This is a genomic window from Methanobrevibacter sp. YE315 (genome assembly GCF_001548675.1).
Lineage (GTDB): Archaea > Methanobacteriota > Methanobacteria > Methanobacteriales > Methanobacteriaceae > Methanocatella.
The window spans coordinates 1,216,423-1,234,081 of record NZ_CP010834.1; the positions used below are offsets into that span (position 1 = coordinate 1,216,423).

The window sequence follows — 17,659 nt, forward strand, 5'->3', positions numbered from 1 at the left end:
TACTTATGAAAAAAATATAAACATGAACATTTTACTTATAGGGGCAGGCGGAGTTGGATTAGGAATAGCAAGTTCAGTAATTTCACAGGGAGCAGAAGTATCGATTTATGCAACCGGTGAAACTGCAAAAGCCATTAAAAAGAATGGAATCAGAAGAACAGGACTATTTACACATTATTCATTCGAAAATGTCCCGGTTTTTGAAAGTTATGCTGACATTCCAAAAGATTACTTTGACTATATATTCATTGCAAGCAAAACAACGGCAAATGCGGAAATTGCCAAAAATCTAAATGAAAACAGATTAATTTTCAAACAAGACACAAAGATAATCATTTTCCAGAATGGATTTGGAAACGATGACTACTATCTGAAATATTTCCCAAAAGAACAGGTATTCGTTGCACGGGTAATCACAGGTTTTACAAGACCTGAAAGACATATCAGTGAAGTTACAGTATATACAGAACCTATTTTGCTTGGATCACTTCAAAAGGAAGACCCTGAACAACTGACCGAAATAGCTGAAATGATTACCGCATCCGGAATAAACTGTGAAGTCACAGATGAGATTGATAAATACCTATGGGCAAAAATGCTTTACAACTGTTCATTAAATCCCCTTGGGGCAATTCTGGACGTCACATATGGAAAGCTCACCGAAAATGACTACACAATCGAAATCATGAACCGGATTATCGATGAGATATTTGATGTCATTAAGGCATCCGGATATGAAACATTATGGGACAGTCCGGATGATTACAGGAAGTTATTCTATTCAAAACTGGTTCCAGATACTTATAATCATTATTCATCAACCCATCAGGATATTCAAAGGAAAATAAAAACAGAAATCGATTCCCTAAATGGCAAAGTTATTGAGCTTGGCGAGAAAAACAGTATTGATGTGAGTACAAACAAAATAATCTATAACCTAATAAAAGCTATTGAAAATGAATTCTAATTACCTTAAACTATATATATGTAAAAATCAAATATAGTATTGTTCATATTGTTATATACTATTTTTTTATAATATGAACAATGGTGATGGTTGAAATGAGCATTCGTTTGTATTCCTTTAGTGGTGTTTAGGAAGAGAATGTTCATTTGTTTTTAAAAAAGAACTTTTTTTAATGATTATCGAATTACGGTGAAACTATGAGTGAACTTAAACAATTAATAGAAAAATTTATAGAACTTGACGATGACTTAAATGAAAAAATCGAAGCTGCTTTAGGCGATTCAGAAGAGCTCGATGATTCCTTTGAAGAAGAAAACAAAGAACAGATCGAAGAAATCGGTGAAATCTATCATGAAATCGAACACATGGTATTCAACGAGGAATTCATCATCGTATCCAATGCAAACAGTGAAGAAAAGGAAATCGTTGCATTGATTATCAGCGAAGAAGAGGATGATGCAGAAGAGTTTGTAATTCCAGTTTTCACAGATGAGGAAGAAGCTAAAAATGCTATTGAAATCTTTAAAGAACAATTCGAAGAAAATGAATTCGTATGCGATACAAAAATCGGCAGTGAGATTGTTGCTGATTATTCAGAAGATGAAGAATTCATTGGACTTGCCATTAATGCACCTCAATGGGACTTTGTAATTGGTAGCGAAGATGTTCATGATTGCTGTGAATGAAAATGAACCCTAAAGATTACGAAGATTATCAAAAAAATAATGTAAAGGCTTCCAAAAGCCAAATGAAAGAATACATTCAGGTATATGCGGATATGGTCAAAAAGCTCAAAAGCGAAGATGCAATCGAGCTTGAAAGCGTAAAGAACAATATTCTAAATACATATCCTGAAGAAATCTATTTTACAATGGTTGATGAGCTTGATAGGCCTGTTAAATTAACATTGACCGAATCAAGCAAGGAATACATCATTCCAGTCTTTACAGACATAAGGGAATATGCGGTTGGAAGCGCCAAAATATCCAAATTATTCCTGGACAAACTGGAGATGAAAGCCTTAACCTCTGAAGACATCTCAAAAATAGCTGAAGAGGATGAATATTTCCAGGGTTTTGTGATAAATCCTCACTCACAGAACTTCAATATGGACAGAAACGGGAGCTTTTAAATGAAATTCATATGCCCAACAATTGGTGAAGGTCATGAAAGGGACTTTCTTGTATGCGGTAGCCTTGAGGATTTCAGGATAATTGTCTTTTCCAACTTGGATGAATATGAAAAAGGCTTTGAATACTTGGAACTGACCGATTACAAGCCTTGTGAAGTATCCTGTGAATTGTTCAGGGCACTTGCAAAAAATGACGAAGCCTTTTCAGGAATTGTTTTGGATATCCATTCACAAAACAGATTTATTTCAAAAAAAGAGTTATTAGAAGAATTATTCTGATTCTTCAATTTCTTCTTCTACAATATCCTTATTGTAGTATTTGTATCTATAAGACATTTTAAATCCGCTCATGACCTCACGTTTAGGTCTTTTTTTACGTTTTATTTGAGGTCCGTTCATGGTTTTAAACTTGTCTTGATGATGTTTAACAAGATTTTTATTTTCACGATAATATTGGGAGTTTCGATGACGTTTATGTGGCGAATGATACATTCTTTTCCTAAGTAAACGTCTTCCGCTTGTCACTAGCCTTATCACAAAAATCACTTATTTCTGTTTCTGTTTAAATTTTTTGTAGCAGATTTATCTAAAGTAGCTTGAATTTCATCAATTCTTTCAACAACCACTTTAATAGCTTGTTCACCTTGACGAGTAGGGTTGATACCTTGTTCAACAAGTAATGCATCTCTAATATCCCTTAATCTATCAATTGAATCAATTTTCATTATTGTACTGTAAAACATTAGGTAATTCCTCCAATTATAAAATATGAACTTAATAATAAAAAAGTTTTATGTATAATAGGTTTCAAGATAGAATCAAACTTTAAATAGTAAAAAATAATACTAATAATTATGTTTAAAATTCAAAAAGTAATCTATTTGGCCGGAGGGTGCTTTTGGGGAGTTGAAGCATTCATTTCAAGATTGAAAGGAGTAAATCAGACTGAAGTCGGATATGCTAACGGCCTTGACCTTGCGCCGACATATGAAAAGGTATGCACCGGAAAAACAGGACATGCAGAAACCGTAAAGGTAACCTACAATCCGGAGATAATATCACTTGAAGATATTCTGGAAAGCTTTTTCAAGATTATTGATCCATTTAGCAAAAACCGACAGGGAAACGATATTGGAACACAATACAGGACTGGTATCTACTGGCAGGAAGAATCCCAAAAGAGCATCGTCCTGAACTTTCTAAAACAAAAGCAGAGGGAATCTGAAAAAAACATTGTTGTCGAAGCACGTGCAATAGGCAGCTTTTACCCGGCAGAAAGCTATCACCAGAAATATCTGGAAAGAAATCCAGAGGGCTATTGCCATGTTGATTTAAATTTAATAGACGATAAAGAATTCGACCATTTGACCCCTGAAGAGTATAAAATAACACAGCTTTCTATGACAGAAGCACCATTTAGCGGCAAGTACGATGACTTTTTTGAAGAGGGTGTATATGTGGATGCCGTAAACGGTGAAGTTTTATTCTCATCTGATGACAAATACGATTCAGGATGCGGCTGGCCGGCATTTAAAAAACCCATTTCAGATGACAAGATCATAAGGCACAGGGACTTTTCACATGAAACAACAAGAATAGAAGTCAGAAGCGCAAAGGCAAATTCACATCTTGGCCATCTCTTCCACGATGGACCAGGAGGGTCTGCAAGATACTGCATTAACTCAGCGGCACTGAAATTCATACCGAAAGATGAAGTCGATGAGTATCTAAAAAAATTAAATAACAATAAAAACCAAAGATAGATACAATGAAAATTGAAGAAGTAAAACACCCTGAGCTAAAAAACAATATCAACATGATATACATGCATGGTGAAAACCAGAATAATGAAGCTATTGAGAAAACCGAAAATGAAATAAAAGAATATATCAAAGATAAGGAATTCATAATCTCAATAGAAGATTCAAAGCCAGTCAAAATACCATATGCAAATGACGGAGAATATCTGGTCCCTATTTTTACAGATGCCCAAGAATATGAAATAGGAATGCAGTATTTCTCATTCAATGTAATGGATGAAAACAAAGAGTATATAATAGAAAAATTAGATTACTTTAAAAAATTAAAAGAAGATCCTAATTTCTTAGGATACATCGTTAACATAGCCCGAGTAAGCTATATCATAAATATTAGTCTTTTATGAAATTTTCCTGAATATCCTTTACGATTTCAACAAATCTTTTTGAAACCTCATCATCAGGGTCAATTGTAGCAATGACACCATCCTTATTAGGTGAATTGGAAACATTTTCTTCAATCGGCAAATCACCAAGATAAGTGATTTCCATTTCTTCGGCAAATGCCTCACCATTTCCTTTTCCAAAAATATGGAGCTTTTCATCACAATGTGGACAGATGTAATATGCCATGTTTTCAACCAAACCAATTTGAGAGATATTCATCATTTCAACCATTTTTACGCATTTCAAAACATCTTCCTGTGATACTACATTTGGTGTGGTGACCATAATGACTGCATCAGCATCAGGAATGGTTTGAAGAACTGTCAATGGTTCATCTCCTGTTCCAGGAGGATTGTCTATGATTAGATAATCAAGCTGTCCCCAGTATACATCGGAAATCAATTGTTTGATTGCACCGGTTTTTTGAGGTCCTCTCCAAATGATTGGAGTGTCTATGCTTTCCAAAAGGAATGCCATGGACATCACTTTCAGACCACTTGGCAATACAACCGGAAACATTGAATTCTTGTATTCCTCTTTGACTGATTCTATGTAAGCTAACTTTTCCTCATCGTTTTCAAAGGTTTTTTGAGCTAAACCGGCTTCAGTAATCTCTTTAAATGCTTCAAACTGAACTTCACCAAATGCCTCGCCATATAAATCCAAACCTAACATTTTAGGAATGTTCGGTCCGTGAATATCCGCATCTAAAATACCGGTTTTATAACCTAACTTCTGTAAGGTTTCAGCAATGTTGGCTGCAACAGTGGATTTTCCAACCCCACCTTTTCCACTCATTACAACGATTTTATGTTTGATTTGACCAAGATTTTTTGCCAATCTTATTTCTTGCTCAATCATCTGTCTTTGTTGTTCAGGTGTCATTTGGCCTCCGTGGCCATGACCATGTCCGTGCTCTGCCATTTTATCATCTCCCTAATAATTTAATTAAATTTTTTACTAACTTCTTCAACAGCAAGTATTAAAGGATCTGTAACCATTGAAACAGGTGGTGCATAAGCAAATTCCATATTGCTTAAATCAAAGCAGGTCAAGCCTTCGGTAATGGCCAATGTCATTGTATCAATTCTTTCAGCCACCCTTTCCTCTGCTATGATTTGACAACCTATAATGGTTCCGTTTCCATCACAAATAACTTTGATATCCATTGGTTTTGCGTTTGGATAATAACGAGCTCTAGTAAGTGCCTGTACCTTCTGCACAACTGGTCTGATTCTGTTTTGCTGAGCAAAACTTGTGGTGTAACCAACAGCACCAAACTCCAAATTTCCAACTTTGGAAACCATTGAATTTAAAACAGGATTGAATCTGGATTTTTTACCGCAGATAGTACGGGCTAAAGTTTTTGATTCACGGACTGCAGTAGTACCTAATTGAGAAATAGTATTTGAACCTAAAATTAAATCTTTAGACTCAACACAGTCTCCAACAGCATAAACGTCTTCAACTGAAGTTTCCATCCTGTCATTTACAAGAATAGCCCATCTTCCGATTTCACAACCGGCCATTCTAGCCAGATCAAGTTCGGCCCTAACACCTGTAGCCATAATGACCATGTCGGCATCGTAAATATCTTCATCACCGAAGCATGCTTTTTCTACTTTTCCATCACCTATCAATTTAGTGATCGGTTTTCCTAAAACTACTTGGATGCCTTCCATTTCAAGATATTTCACTAGGATATCTGACATGTCCTTATCAAGAGACCTTGGAACAATTTGAGGTAGCATTTCACTTAAAATAACATTTAATCCTTGTTTTTTAAGTGCATATGAAATTTCAATTCCAATTAAACCAGCACCAGTAACAATAGCACTTTTAGCATCTTTCATAGCTTCTTTAACTCTTTTTCCATCTTCGATATTGCGGATTCTGAATACACCTTCCAAGTCCACACCATCCATAGGAGGGACAAATGGATTTCCTCCGGTTGCAAGAACCAACTTATCATAGTCAATAGTTATGTCTTTACCATCTTTTTGCTGGTAAGTAACAGTTTTTTTCCTACTATCGACTTCAGTTACCTCTACTTCAACAATAACTTCTATATTTTTCTTTTTATAATCTTCAGGAGTTCTCATTACAATATCATCAAATGATTCGATTGTACCGGACAATACATAAGGAATGGCGCATGGAGAATATGCTACCTTATTGTCTCTAGTGAGAACTGTAATTTCAATATCATCATCAAGTTTACGTATATTTGAAGCTGTGGAAATTCCTCCAGCTCCTCCACCTACAATTACTACTTTCATTTTAACAAAACCACATATGATTTATACAATAGAATATATATAAATAAATAATATAAAAAGATTTAGGTTTTTAAATGAAAGAAATAGAATTTGATTTAAATAATAATCTCTTCATTAATTTTCAATCAACTCGTTACTCAATGAGTGCCCGAATTAATGTAGAAAAGTTATGGAAATGGTGTCAAAAAAACAATAAGTCATTTTTCATAATGAGTCTAGGCTGTTTAATGAATGCCGTAAATTCAGTCCCGGAACTTAAAAGAAGAATAATTGATGAAAAAGCAATTGAATATGATTATCTTGATGGTGTCAGTCCAATAATGGATGACGAAAACGAAATTTACATGGAAATGAGAGTTATAGTTCCTCAAGAGTTTGACAGCATCCTGGAATGGCATGATTATGTAAAAAATCAATCCGAAGATATATTAAGTGGCAAAAAGGAAGGATTTACTCTAGAAATGGAAAAGAGGGACTTTGAAAATATTGCAAACTTCTCATGCATCCCCTGGGTTGATTTTGATATGATTACAAACTGTGTAGTTGACGGGCAAGCCATCCAACCGCTTGTAACCTGGGGAAAGGTTAACGATGACTATGAAATGAGCGTTTCCATAACAGTAAGCCACATATTTGTAAATGGGCGTGAACTAGGATATTTCTATGAGAATGCACAAAAGGAATTTGACAGATTCTAAACTACAGCAATCCCAAAAAAGAACAGCAGAACTGAAACGATTGCAATGATTATTGAATGAATATAGGACTTCTCACTTTGAACAATATGTTATTAAATAGTTTCTTTTAGAATGAAAAAAGATAAATTTGAAAGATTATCTGCATTTATATCCCAATTCATTAATAATTTTTTGCAGATATTTCTTTTTAAGAACCAATTCCCTTTTATTTGCTAATTTTTCACTATTAGGCTGTCTTACCTTCTCATTCAATCTGGCTGCACCCAAATACCGTGTGTCCCCTTCAGTTAATCTATGAGCCTCACCATTTTCAATGGCCTTTTTGATATAGTAATAGTCCTTAAACAACACGTCAAAATCGTTGCTTAAGTAATAAAGCTCCAGATCAGTTATTATCCCATCTTCATTATACCAGATAATCAAGACAGATTCATGCTTAAAAAGGTCAGCAAATTCAATCAGGTTAAAATAGTCCAAATCGGCAAGCTTGAATTTCGAGGCGGGATAGCGCCTGCCGCAATTCTTGTAAAAATACTCCAATGAAGCAATAAAAAAAGTTGGCGATTCATTTAAGGCAACTTCATCAATGTGTTTACCTATCAACGCCTCAAATGAATCCATATTAATCAAATTAGTCTTTGTCGAGTGCAGGAATTCCTGTAATTCTTAAACCACCATAATGGGATTTGTATTTAATGTTTAATCCAATTAACAATGGGGTGATTTTTTCAATGATTCTTGCTTTTTCAAGAATACCTGTGTCGATTGTTTTTATACCAGGTATTTTGTCGATGATTTCTGCTGCGATTTCTTTTGCTTCTTTGTCATCACCTGCAATTAAACAGTCACAGTCGATTTCTTCTGGGATGTTTGAGAGGTGTGAGTTTGAAATGTTACAGAATGCGCAAATTACTTTTGCACCGGTGCCTTCAAGAATCTTAGCGGTTCTTTCAGCAGCGGATCCTTCCATTAGGTCAACGAATCTGAATGGTTTTCCACCAATAGCTGTTTCTAATGGTACTGTTGCATCCATGACTATTTTGTCAGTACAGAATTCTTTGATTCCTTCAACAGTAGGTTTTTGTGCAGCTAAAGGTACTGTGAGGATTAATACATCTCCTGCTTTTGCAGCATCTTCGTTTGCCATTCCAACCATGTTTAAGTCATAGTCTGCTAATTCTTCTTTAGCTTTTGCAACAACGTCTAATGCTTTTTCTTCTTTTCTGGAACCGACAATTACTTCAACACCAGCAATAGCTAATCTTTCTGCAATTCCAAGTCCTTGTGGTCCTGTTCCACCTATTACACTTACAATCATTTTATCACCTAGTTTTTATCATAAAGTAAACCGCCTACAAATATCAGATATTCCGGCAATTTACCATCATGAGCGTAAAGAATCTTATATCCGAATAAGTCTTCAACAGTTTTATCGACATGGGCTCCTAAAGACTCTAATGAGTATCTCATTTTAAATGGCATTTTGCAAGGCGCTCCAAATTCTCTTGTACATCTCATACATAAGTTGCACTTGCCTAAAAATAGTCCTAAGGAGTTTTCGTTTTCAAGCATGTAAATTTCATTCATTAATTTAACTTTAAGCCTTTCAAATCTTTTTAAAACGAATTCCAATTCATCATCAGAGAAAGTATGCTCTAGTTCTTCAGCTGAAAAATCAATCTTGAAAGCTATTATTTTAAGCTTATTGTAAGAATTCCATATATCTTCCACATCAAAATCAAATGGAGGATAATTCCAGTTGTATCCTAACATTTCCTGCTCTTCTATACATAATTTTGATATTTCCTCAAAATCAACATACTTGTCATAAAATTGTTTAACATCAACATCAACTGTGAGTTTTTTAATCTCTGACATGATTAATAATATTAAAAAAGCATATTATAAAACTTTTGAAAAATTTTAATATCCAAAATTGACAATTGTCATAATCTTAATAATCATTTTACAATAATTTTTAAATTTATTAAAAAATATTTAATAAAATATGAAAAAAATTCAATAACATATTATTTTTACATTCAGAAGTTATAATGAAAAAATTTGAACAAAATTTTATAAATATAATAAATCAATTAAAATAGTCCCTATGTATTTTCAGATAAACGTTTACATGAATGAATCCGATAATGGAACCAAGAGACATGCCGCATACAATACCAATATATATTCCTATATCCACCATATTGAATACGAATGCAAATAAACCTGCAAAGAGTATTTCCAAAATGAATGACCTAAGCATTGTTAAGGCTAGAGACATTGTTCCCTTTCCCATTGCCTGGAAAATGTTACCTGCCAAAATACCAAGCGGCATCAACAATATAAAGAAACAGAGAATGCGCAAAGCTTCAACAACCCTTGAAGCCAATACGGAACTGCTTGCAGAATATGAGAAAATAAAAGACAACGGCTCTGCAAATATGAAGAAAATTGAACAAATAATTATTGATGAAATCAAACCTAATTTCGCACCATAAAACAAAGCGGTTTTCAGATTATCATAATTGCGGGCACCGTATGCTGCCCCACCAACAGTCAAAGCAGCAACCCCAATACCGATTAAAGGAGATATTCCAATTGAAACCAGTCTCCAAGTTGCAGTATATGCCGCTACAGCTATAGTCCCTGACAATATGCTTAACCAGTAATTCATCAGGATTGATACAAAAGAAAGAATGAACTGCTCCAGACTGGCTGGAATTCCAACAACTAAAATGTCCTTATAGATTGATAAGTTTCTTTTATATTCCTTTAGTCTGATTTCTAAAAAGCTGTCCTTTTTATAAAACATCCAATAGATCATAGGAAGCATTGCAAGTGTCGCTGCAAGAACTGTCGCAATAGCTGCACCTGTAATACCCCATCCTAAAACATAAATGAAAATTGGGTCTAGAATCATGTTAATTATTGCTGTAAGCATTAGAGGATATGATGCGCGCTCAATTTCCCCTTGAGATCTGAAAATTGCAGCAAGCATCGCAGGGATATATAATGAAAAAACACCGCCTAGAACAATATACCCATAATCTAAAGCATAACCTATTACTTCACGTGCACCCATCATTAAAAGAAGAGGCTTTAAGATAACCAGAATTAGAATTGTGGAAACGGCAGTAACAATGAAACATAACATTATGGAGTGAATTGCACTATTTCCAGCATCATGATACCTTTCAGCGCCAATGCATCTGGCTATTAGGCTGTTAGAACCTGCCCCCAAACCATTTGCAATTCCAACAAATGCAAAGAACAATGGTGTTACAAAACCAACGGCCGCAAGAGGTTCCGGACCCAATCCTGCAACCCAAATACCATCAATAATATTGTTAAGAGTCATAAACAGGTTACTAACAATGATAGGAAATGCTAACTTGTTTATTGCTTTTTTAGGATGGTTTACAATCAAATCTATTTCTTCGGTTTTATTTTGCGCCATTACTTCACCTTACAATGTGCTGGCCCGGATTTACAAAGTCATCCAAGAATTCTAAAAATTCATCGTTTTCAATTTCATCGATATCTATAAATTCATAAGTCTCAATTATATTCCTTTTAAGGTTTTTGCCTACTTTAATTAAGTTTATATGTTCTTTAGTAAAAATATGCTCAATTAGACCTAAAGCATTATTGAATTCTCTTTTTTGTGTGTGAACAAGATAATCCCCTTGAACATAACAGTTTTCACGGCCGTATTTGGCTGCAAAATTCTCACAGGCCTGATTGATGAACACTTTCGGCCCGACATTCACCTTAATGTCATTCAGTTTTGATGAAACCATCTCAAGAAGAATTACACATCTAAAAATTTCATCGCTCCAGTAATCAGCCTTAAAGACATTGAATTCCTCATCATTCAATTTGCGTTCAAGAGCTTCGGTTGTCTTTCTGAGCTGAGGATGTAAAGTATCAAGAGGAATATCCGGAATCCTGAAGCTGATGGCTATAACTTCACCGTTTCTTGATTCAAATTGACCTAAAACATCGTTTTTATTCAAATCTCTTTTCAATGGATAAAAATAATCTTTCTTATTGTCTGAAAAAATATAATTGCGGGCAGACTGAATAAATTCTGCCAATCTGTCCAATCTTAAAGCGGCACCTACATTTCTATTCTTGTCAGTCGGATCGATTACAATCAATGGGTCTTTAAAATTCTTTGATGTGCCATAGCTTTCCAAATCTATGGTGTGTCCAAATTTCCAGTTGATTGCCTCTTTTAAAGTATTTTCAAAAGTGCCATAATAAATAATCAGTAACTCACATAAGTAACCTGCAAAGCCACCGACCTTGAATTCAGAGCCATAAGTTCCAGTCATTGCCATGAAACGCTTTAAAAGCAATACTTCATCCTCCTGACCTTCATTCAAATTGGCCTTGACATATCTGGTATGCAGAATTGTCCTGTCGACTGCTGATTTGAGCTGATTTCCGTTTTCGATTGCATAGCACGGGACGATATCCACTTCAAAATCCTCAATATAAGTGGTTACATAAGGATGAGAAGCAAAATGATGTTCCGGAACAGCATTAAACTCATCACAGCACTTATGAGCCAATTCCAATCCCTTTTCCTTTAAATATTTCTTATCAGTATCCAATGGAAATGCAATGAAAATGTCAATATCCGATTTGCCTTTAAGTGCAGTGTTTTTGGCAACGGAACCTACCAAAGCAACTTTTGCATTGAGGCTTTCCTCATCACATAAACTCTGCAGATAGATAATGACTTTAGATGAAACCTCTGTGATTTTTTCTGTTTCATCAACTGTTGGTTTTATATCAGTTAATATTAAATTATAATCCATGACATCACAATTCGAATACTTTTAAATCTTTATATATCGGTCCGGAAGGTGTTAGCTTAGATTTCTTTAAGATAATATTGTTTACAGTCATCTCACCAATTTCAACATCACTGAATTCTTCAATGGTTGATTTGACCTGAGCTTTATTTTTAGCTGATTTCATGCGGCCAATGGTTAAATGTGTTGAGAATTTCTTATCCTTTTCAAAGCCCAATTTGACAAATTCCTTATCAAGCTTATCATGCAGTTGCCTGATTATTGAATCATCATCAATGCCGACCCAAATAACTTTTATATGATTGTTGTTCGGAAAAGCTCCACAACTTTTAATTTTGATATCAAAAGGTTTGAATTCAGATACGACATTGGCTATTTTCTCTTCCAGTAGTTTTAAACCGGAAGTATCGATTTCTCCAAAGAATTTCAAGGTTAAATGAAGGTTTGCTAATTCCACATATTTGATTCTTGTATCGATTTGTTTAAATTCTTTAATAATCTTATTAATCTCTGGTTTTAAATCATCATCTAAATCTATAGCTAAAAATGCTCGTACCTCTGACATATCATAACCTCATTGTTCAATAATTGTCTCGTCAATAGCAATTCCAAAGTGACGTGCATTAGATTCAATGTATACTTTTACCTTATCTCCAGCCTTTACATCAGCTACTGATAATGGATTGTTGTTTTCATCGACAATCCTGATAGTTTCCGCATTTTGCAGGAGTGTTCTGATGGTTTGGCCTTCATATTCAGCTTCAATTAAAATCAATGGCCTTCTTTCGATTTTGCTTCTTCCAACATATGCTGTTCTGGTTTCACCTTCAGTATTGACAATCAACACTTCATCTCCTGCCACAAGTTCTGACAGGTATCTGGTTTTGTTTCCAGGAACCATTACATATGCCTGAACTGGACCTGCATTTACTCTGAATGGACGGGAAGCAACATATTCACTTTCAAGAGACTCTGAATGCACTAAAAACATTGATTTTGAATAGGAACCTATCAGCATCCCTTCTCCAGGTTTCATCATGTCTGTTGTATCAACGCATACCCTGTCTCCGGATCCTAACGGTTTTACATTAGTCACAGTAGCTATCTTCAACTCATATTTAGCTTGTGATGCTTCAACAACTTCCTGTGCTATTTTCTTGATTGTATTGAAATCATTTGCCTCAAAGATAATACCGTCGGTTCCATGTTCCAATGTTTCCAAAGCAACTTTTGCACCATCCAAATCACGAACAGCCGCAATAATTTCCACATCCTCTTTTTGAAGGTCTGCAATAATATTTTCAAGTGGAATTATTGTCCAGTCAGTGCCAACAAGAATAATATAATCTACAATTGAACCTAATTTAACAGCCAGTTGTTCATGAGCCTTATCTGTGATTTTTATATATGCACATACGGTTTTTCCTTCGCTTTTTGCTTTCTTTGCATTTGCAATATCTGTTGAATCAGTGAAATCATCATTCAATTCAAGAAAGCCGTCTCCTTCACCGTTAATACCTACCAAATATATATCTGAATCATCATTATTTGCAATTATTTTTACATTGCCGAGTTTTCTGATCTGTTCTATATCATCAAAATCCAAAACATAATCTATTCCTGATTCCAATGCAGTGGTAATCATTTCTTTTTTATCTTCCCATTCTTCGTCAGGAGTGCTTATCCAAGCGAATTTATTTTGCATTCAATCACCTATTTTAAGAATTCCAAAGCTTCTTCAACATCTAAATCATGGTGAACAACTTCTGAGATTGCTCTTGTAATTTTACCAGGGTTTTCAGCTTGGAAAAGATTACGTCCAAATGCAACACCTGCCCCTCCAACTTCAAGGGAATCCTTTACCATTTGCAATAACTCTTCATCAGTGCTAACTTTAGGGCCGCCTGCAATGACAACAGGAACGATTGCTCCTTCTACAACTTCACTGAATGAATCAGGGTCTCCTGTGTAGTTGGTTTTTACAATGTCTACTCCAAGTTCGGATCCTACACGTGCGGCATGTTTTACGAATTCCACATCATGCTCATTTTCCACTTTTTGTCCTCTTGGGTACATCATTGCAAGAAGCGGCATTCCCCAGTAGTCACAGGTTTCTGCTATTGCACCTAATTCCTGCAACATTTGGCTTTCGGTTTCACTTCCAAGGTTTACGTGGATTGAAACAGCGTCTGCACCAAGTTGAATTGCTTTTTCAACGCTTGTAACTGTTACTTTATCGTTTGGATCTGGCGCAAGGGAAGTACTTGCAGATAAATGTACAATCAAACCGATATCTTCACCGTAACCACGATGTCCTTGTTTTACGATTCCTTTATGCATTAAAATCGCATCAGCCCCTCCTTGGGCGATTTCTTCAACGGTTTCATCCATGTCAATGATTCCTGGAATCGGACCGCTTGATACACCATGGTCCATAGGTGCGATTACTGTTCTTTTTGTATTTCTGTTAATGATTCTTTCTAAACGAATCTTTTTACCTATCATTATTTAACCTCGTTATACTTATGAATTATATTTTTCGATATACTGATATATAAATATTAATTGTACCAATTTTGACATTATTTTTAAGATTTTAAAAAAATAATTTCACAAACAATACAAAAAACTTCTAAAAATCAATTATTATCTATAAAAATAATTTTACAATGTTAAAATAATATTTTAACAATAAATAAGCAAATTATAAATAAACTAATAATTTATATTATGCTTCATGAACATCGAAGAAATTAAAGAAAATTATTATTTTGAGACATTGAATGAAAATCATGATTTAAGTAATTTTGATTGTGGTGACTATGATTTAAATGATTTTTTAAAAAATGATGCGTTTAAACAACAAAATGCAAATCCCAATACAACAAAAATTATAGTATGCAATAGAAAAATAATTGGATATGTTTCTCTTTTAACTGATACATTAATATTAAAAAACATTAACGATGAAAATCTTAAAATGAAAATAAAAGGAAAATTAGGAGTAAAATCACAAAACAGAAATGTTCCTGCAGTTAAAATTGGAAGGTTAGCACTTGACAAAAGATTTTCAGGTGAGGGTTTAGGTAGCCATATATTAAGGAATATATTAAATAGTCTAAAGGAAATCTCTAAAAATCATATAGGATTCAAATTCATTGTTGTCGAAGGTTATGCGAAAGCTTTTAATTTTTATGTTACAAAAAACGGATTTGAACATTTAAACAAGGATAGTGAAAAAGTGAAAGATATAGATTTCATTTCTCAACGAGACCCAACAAAAAGATTTTACATTTATTTAGATTTAGAATAAATTAAATAACTATCTATTTTCAGGAGGTTCATCCCAAAAATAAACAATTCTTTGCTCTTTCATTTTTTTAGCTAGTTCTTTCTGTTTTTCTGTAGGTGGATCAAGCATATGATTTAAAAATTCTGTTGCTTCATCCCCATACAATTCAGGAGTATCACCAATAGGTTTTGCCATAATAATACCTCTTATATTCAGCTAAATATTAATCTAAGAATTATTATTAATAAACTTTGCTTTTTAAACGCTGCTAAATTGATTTAAGAGTGAAAAATTGTTTTAAAAAAAACCATATTATTTAAAGTTAACTATTTTTTCAGTTTTGGAGTCCACAAGTCGAATTCTTTAATTAATGGAGGAATACCTGAATCATGATAGGTTTCAAGATAACCTTCCTCGCTAATGATTTTCTCATCACTTCCGATTGCGGAGTTAAAAAATTCCAAAATTCCACGGTTTCTGATTACCGTGTGTTTTGGCTTAAAAGTAGATGACCATATATAAAAGACTTTAAAAACAGTATCCGGATGATATCCTCCACCCAAATCGATTGCAAGCACATCGCATGACTGAGCAATCTTAAAAACTTCAGCAATAACTTCATGTAAGCGGACATCACCTGAAATAAAAGTCACATCCAACTTTGCCATTTCATCGGTTGCCTCCGGTGAATTGTCTATAGCTATCACATTGCAGTCACTTGGAAGCAATCTGGTTGTCCCACCGGTATGGCAACCCAGTTCGATAACTGTATCGCCTGACTCAACCAAATCGAGCAGATCATTCCTGTAATTTTTAACATCATAGCTGAGTTTAATCATGAACAATCCCAACATTGTTAAGTTTATCTATATGCAAGCCTTCAATGTTTAAAGTTTTGAATGCATCTTCATTATATGCGAATGCAAATACCGTATTTCCAAGCATTGCCATTGAACTACCTAAAATATTGTCCAAAGAATTAAAATAATAAACCAATTCTTTGACTTCACCAGACATTAATTCTGTTTCATTGGCAAATCTATTTGAAAAGTCAAGGAAATTTTTTAAGCTTGGGTCTTTCTTGAAAAGTTCCCAATATTTAATGCCTGAATCAGAAATAGCTTTCTTATGAATTGGATCTTGAATGATGCTTGAGGTTTCAATCTCACCGAAGGTTTTCCAGGCAATATAAACATCATGCTCAAAGGATTCTATCTCACCGATTCCCGGAGCACCAGGCCTTGTCCTTAAAACCAAACCGTGACCAGTTTGTGCTATCACATCACCCAAACCTGCACCCAAATTAACTTCAGCCATGTGAGCTATTTGCCCACACAAATCCTTAGGATATCCCAAATCCAAAAATTCATTTAAAGCCAGAGTCAAGCTTAATGCCGAAGCGGCAGATGTTCCAAAACCAGCACCGATTGGAAGGCCAATCTCCTGTACAATCTTAAAATCATTGCTTTCAAGGTTCAGAATATTTAATATTTCCCTTATTATTGTGTCATCGCCCTGATTAACTTCATAATCAAAACTGTCGGACTCAAGAATTGTAGTCCTGACACCATCAGATACTAGAAACCCGACTCCACAAGATCCGTTTTTCAATTTGGAATCATGATTTTCAATATTGAAAAAACCAGTAATATGTCCCGGAACAAAAACACTCATAATAATCAGTAAGTTAAATGAATATTTAATAGTTATTGAATATTACATCAATACGCGAATCATTCTTCAATCCACAATCCTACGGTATCCTTTACATTATAAACTTCTGAGCCTGGAATTGAAAGACCTTTTTTTATATCTGCACCAACGCATAATTTAGATAAATCCTTAATGCTTTTTCCAAAGCCAGATCCTTCATGGGTTACAAATGGCTTAACAACTTTTCCGGTGAAATCTAGCTGTTCCAACTGAGTGAACATCGGCATCGGAAGTGTTCCCCACCAATTTGGAAAACCAATATAAACAGTATCATATCCTTCAAGACCTTCCAAAGATTCTTTAATTTTAGGTCTTGAATTCATTTGCTCTTCCTTTTTAGCGATTTCGATACATTCCATATAATCCTCAGGATATTCAACTTCAGGTTCAACCTTGAACAAATCGGCACCGGTAAATTCCTGTATAAACTCAGCAATCACCTCAGTATTTCCTTTTTCAATGTTCTTAAGTTCTCCACCGAAGTAATTTTCACCAGCTCTTGAAAAATAGATAACAATATCAGACATACAAAAAACCTCAAATAAAAA

24 protein-coding genes are annotated in these 17,659 nt (G+C 34.5%); 8 read left to right on the forward strand and 16 right to left on the reverse strand.

Translation table 11 applies throughout. The features are described from left to right. Positions 1-22: 22 nt before the first annotated feature. From TL18_RS05235 to TL18_RS05250, 4 genes are all read left to right on the forward strand, one after another. Entirely contained in the window at positions 23-967 is a 945-nt protein-coding gene (locus tag TL18_RS05235; RefSeq protein WP_067042410.1) for a ketopantoate reductase family protein, read from the forward strand. Positions 968-1,164: 197 nt separating this feature from the next. Further along, entirely contained in the window at positions 1,165-1,653 is a 489-nt protein-coding gene (locus TL18_RS05240) for a hypothetical protein (RefSeq protein WP_067042413.1), read from the forward strand. A 2-nt stretch (positions 1,654-1,655) separates the two neighbouring features. Beyond that, positions 1,656-2,099: a hypothetical protein gene (locus tag TL18_RS05245; RefSeq protein ID WP_067042416.1), complete on the forward strand. Its 444-nt coding sequence runs from the start codon at positions 1,656-1,658 to the stop codon at positions 2,097-2,099. Then, entirely contained in the window at positions 2,100-2,378 is a 279-nt protein-coding gene (locus tag TL18_RS05250; protein WP_067042419.1) for a hypothetical protein, read from the forward strand. Here TL18_RS05250 and TL18_RS05255 read toward each other — a convergent pair. Together TL18_RS05255 and TL18_RS05260 are read right to left on the reverse strand one after the other, a co-directional pair. After that, on the reverse strand, positions 2,370-2,636 hold the full coding sequence (locus TL18_RS05255) for a hypothetical protein (RefSeq protein WP_067042422.1): 267 nt from the start codon (positions 2,634-2,636) through the stop codon (positions 2,370-2,372). The two genes, TL18_RS05250 and TL18_RS05255, sit on opposite strands and share 9 nt — an antisense overlap. A 5-nt stretch (positions 2,637-2,641) precedes the next feature. Next, a complete protein-coding gene (locus TL18_RS05260) occupies positions 2,642-2,842 on the reverse strand; it encodes a hypothetical protein (RefSeq protein WP_067042425.1) in 201 nt (66 codons plus the stop codon). A gap of 111 nt (positions 2,843-2,953) precedes the next feature. On the opposite strand from TL18_RS05260, the gene msrA reads away from it, so the two are divergent. Further along, entirely contained in the window at positions 2,954-3,862 is a 909-nt protein-coding gene (gene msrA, locus TL18_RS05265; RefSeq protein ID WP_082706400.1) for a peptide-methionine (S)-S-oxide reductase MsrA, read from the forward strand. A 5-nt stretch (positions 3,863-3,867) separates the two neighbouring features. Then, positions 3,868-4,263 (forward strand): hypothetical protein, encoded by a 396-nt coding sequence (locus TL18_RS05270; RefSeq protein ID WP_067042428.1) that lies wholly within the window; start codon positions 3,868-3,870, stop codon positions 4,261-4,263. Here the strand turns inward: TL18_RS05270 and TL18_RS05275 are convergent. Next, positions 4,250-5,227 (reverse strand): Mrp/NBP35 family ATP-binding protein, encoded by a 978-nt coding sequence (locus TL18_RS05275; protein WP_067042431.1) that lies wholly within the window; start codon positions 5,225-5,227, stop codon positions 4,250-4,252. The two genes, TL18_RS05270 and TL18_RS05275, sit on opposite strands and share 14 nt — an antisense overlap. 20 nt (positions 5,228-5,247) lie before the next feature. Continuing rightward, positions 5,248-6,582, reverse strand: a complete 1,335-nt coding sequence (locus TL18_RS05280; protein WP_067042434.1) for an FAD-dependent oxidoreductase — start codon at positions 6,580-6,582, stop codon at positions 5,248-5,250. A 74-nt stretch (positions 6,583-6,656) separates the two neighbouring features. On the opposite strand from TL18_RS05280, the gene TL18_RS05285 reads away from it, so the two are divergent. Next, the gene (locus TL18_RS05285) at positions 6,657-7,280 is read left to right on the forward strand and encodes a CatA-like O-acetyltransferase (RefSeq protein WP_067042437.1); all 624 of its coding nucleotides are present in this window, start codon (positions 6,657-6,659) and stop codon (positions 7,278-7,280) included. Between the two features lie 135 nt (positions 7,281-7,415). Here TL18_RS05285 and TL18_RS05290 read toward each other — a convergent pair whose 3' ends face one another. The 8 genes from TL18_RS05290 to TL18_RS05325 all read right to left on the reverse strand — a co-directional run bounded on the left by TL18_RS05290 (position 7,416) and on the right by TL18_RS05325 (position 14,614). Further along, positions 7,416-7,901 carry a hypothetical protein gene (locus tag TL18_RS05290; RefSeq protein ID WP_067042440.1) on the reverse strand — a complete coding sequence of 162 codons (486 nt, stop codon included), beginning with the start codon at positions 7,899-7,901 and terminating at the stop codon, positions 7,416-7,418. A gap of 10 nt (positions 7,902-7,911) precedes the next feature. After that, on the reverse strand, positions 7,912-8,598 hold the full coding sequence (gene npdG / locus TL18_RS05295; RefSeq protein WP_067042443.1) for an NADPH-dependent F420 reductase: 687 nt from the start codon (positions 8,596-8,598) through the stop codon (positions 7,912-7,914). A gap of 8 nt (positions 8,599-8,606) precedes the next feature. Continuing rightward, a complete protein-coding gene (locus TL18_RS05300) occupies positions 8,607-9,158 on the reverse strand; it encodes a DUF2284 domain-containing protein (RefSeq protein WP_067042446.1) in 552 nt (183 codons plus the stop codon). 214 nt (positions 9,159-9,372) lie between these two features. Next, complete coding sequence (locus TL18_RS05305) at positions 9,373-10,740, reverse strand: MATE family efflux transporter (protein ID WP_067042449.1); 1,368 nt, start codon at positions 10,738-10,740, stop codon at positions 9,373-9,375. 4 nt (positions 10,741-10,744) lie between these two features. After that, positions 10,745-12,109: a CCA tRNA nucleotidyltransferase gene (gene cca / locus TL18_RS05310; RefSeq protein ID WP_067042452.1), complete on the reverse strand. Its 1,365-nt coding sequence runs from the start codon at positions 12,107-12,109 to the stop codon at positions 10,745-10,747. 4 nt (positions 12,110-12,113) lie between these two features. Next, complete coding sequence (gene thpR, locus TL18_RS05315) at positions 12,114-12,671, reverse strand: RNA 2',3'-cyclic phosphodiesterase (protein ID WP_067042455.1); 558 nt, start codon at positions 12,669-12,671, stop codon at positions 12,114-12,116. A gap of 9 nt (positions 12,672-12,680) precedes the next feature. Beyond that, positions 12,681-13,811 (reverse strand): 3-dehydroquinate synthase II, encoded by a 1,131-nt coding sequence (locus tag TL18_RS05320; protein WP_067042458.1) that lies wholly within the window; start codon positions 13,809-13,811, stop codon positions 12,681-12,683. Positions 13,812-13,819: 8 nt separating this feature from the next. Next, positions 13,820-14,614 (reverse strand): 2-amino-3,7-dideoxy-D-threo-hept-6-ulosonate synthase, encoded by a 795-nt coding sequence (locus TL18_RS05325; protein WP_082706402.1) that lies wholly within the window; start codon positions 14,612-14,614, stop codon positions 13,820-13,822. Between the two features lie 229 nt (positions 14,615-14,843). On the opposite strand from TL18_RS05325, the gene TL18_RS05330 reads away from it, so the two are divergent. After that, complete coding sequence (locus TL18_RS05330; RefSeq protein ID WP_067042464.1) at positions 14,844-15,419, forward strand: N-acetyltransferase; 576 nt, start codon at positions 14,844-14,846, stop codon at positions 15,417-15,419. A 9-nt stretch (positions 15,420-15,428) separates the two neighbouring features. Here the strand turns inward: TL18_RS05330 and TL18_RS11105 are convergent, their stop codons facing one another. From TL18_RS11105 to TL18_RS05345, 4 genes are all read right to left on the reverse strand, one after another. Then, positions 15,429-15,593, reverse strand: a complete 165-nt coding sequence (locus TL18_RS11105) for a hypothetical protein (protein ID WP_197031814.1) — start codon at positions 15,591-15,593, stop codon at positions 15,429-15,431. A gap of 131 nt (positions 15,594-15,724) precedes the next feature. Beyond that, positions 15,725-16,237 carry a class I SAM-dependent methyltransferase gene (locus TL18_RS05335; RefSeq protein WP_067042467.1) on the reverse strand — a complete coding sequence of 171 codons (513 nt, stop codon included), beginning with the start codon at positions 16,235-16,237 and terminating at the stop codon, positions 15,725-15,727. Beyond that, entirely contained in the window at positions 16,230-17,072 is an 843-nt protein-coding gene (locus TL18_RS05340; protein WP_231483576.1) for a pantoate kinase, read from the reverse strand. Before TL18_RS05340 ends, TL18_RS05335 begins: the two co-directional genes overlap by 8 nt. 59 nt (positions 17,073-17,131) lie before the next feature. Continuing rightward, the gene (locus TL18_RS05345) at positions 17,132-17,638 is read right to left on the reverse strand and encodes a flavodoxin (protein WP_067042474.1); all 507 of its coding nucleotides are present in this window, start codon (positions 17,636-17,638) and stop codon (positions 17,132-17,134) included. Between the last annotated feature and the right edge of the window lie 21 nt (positions 17,639-17,659).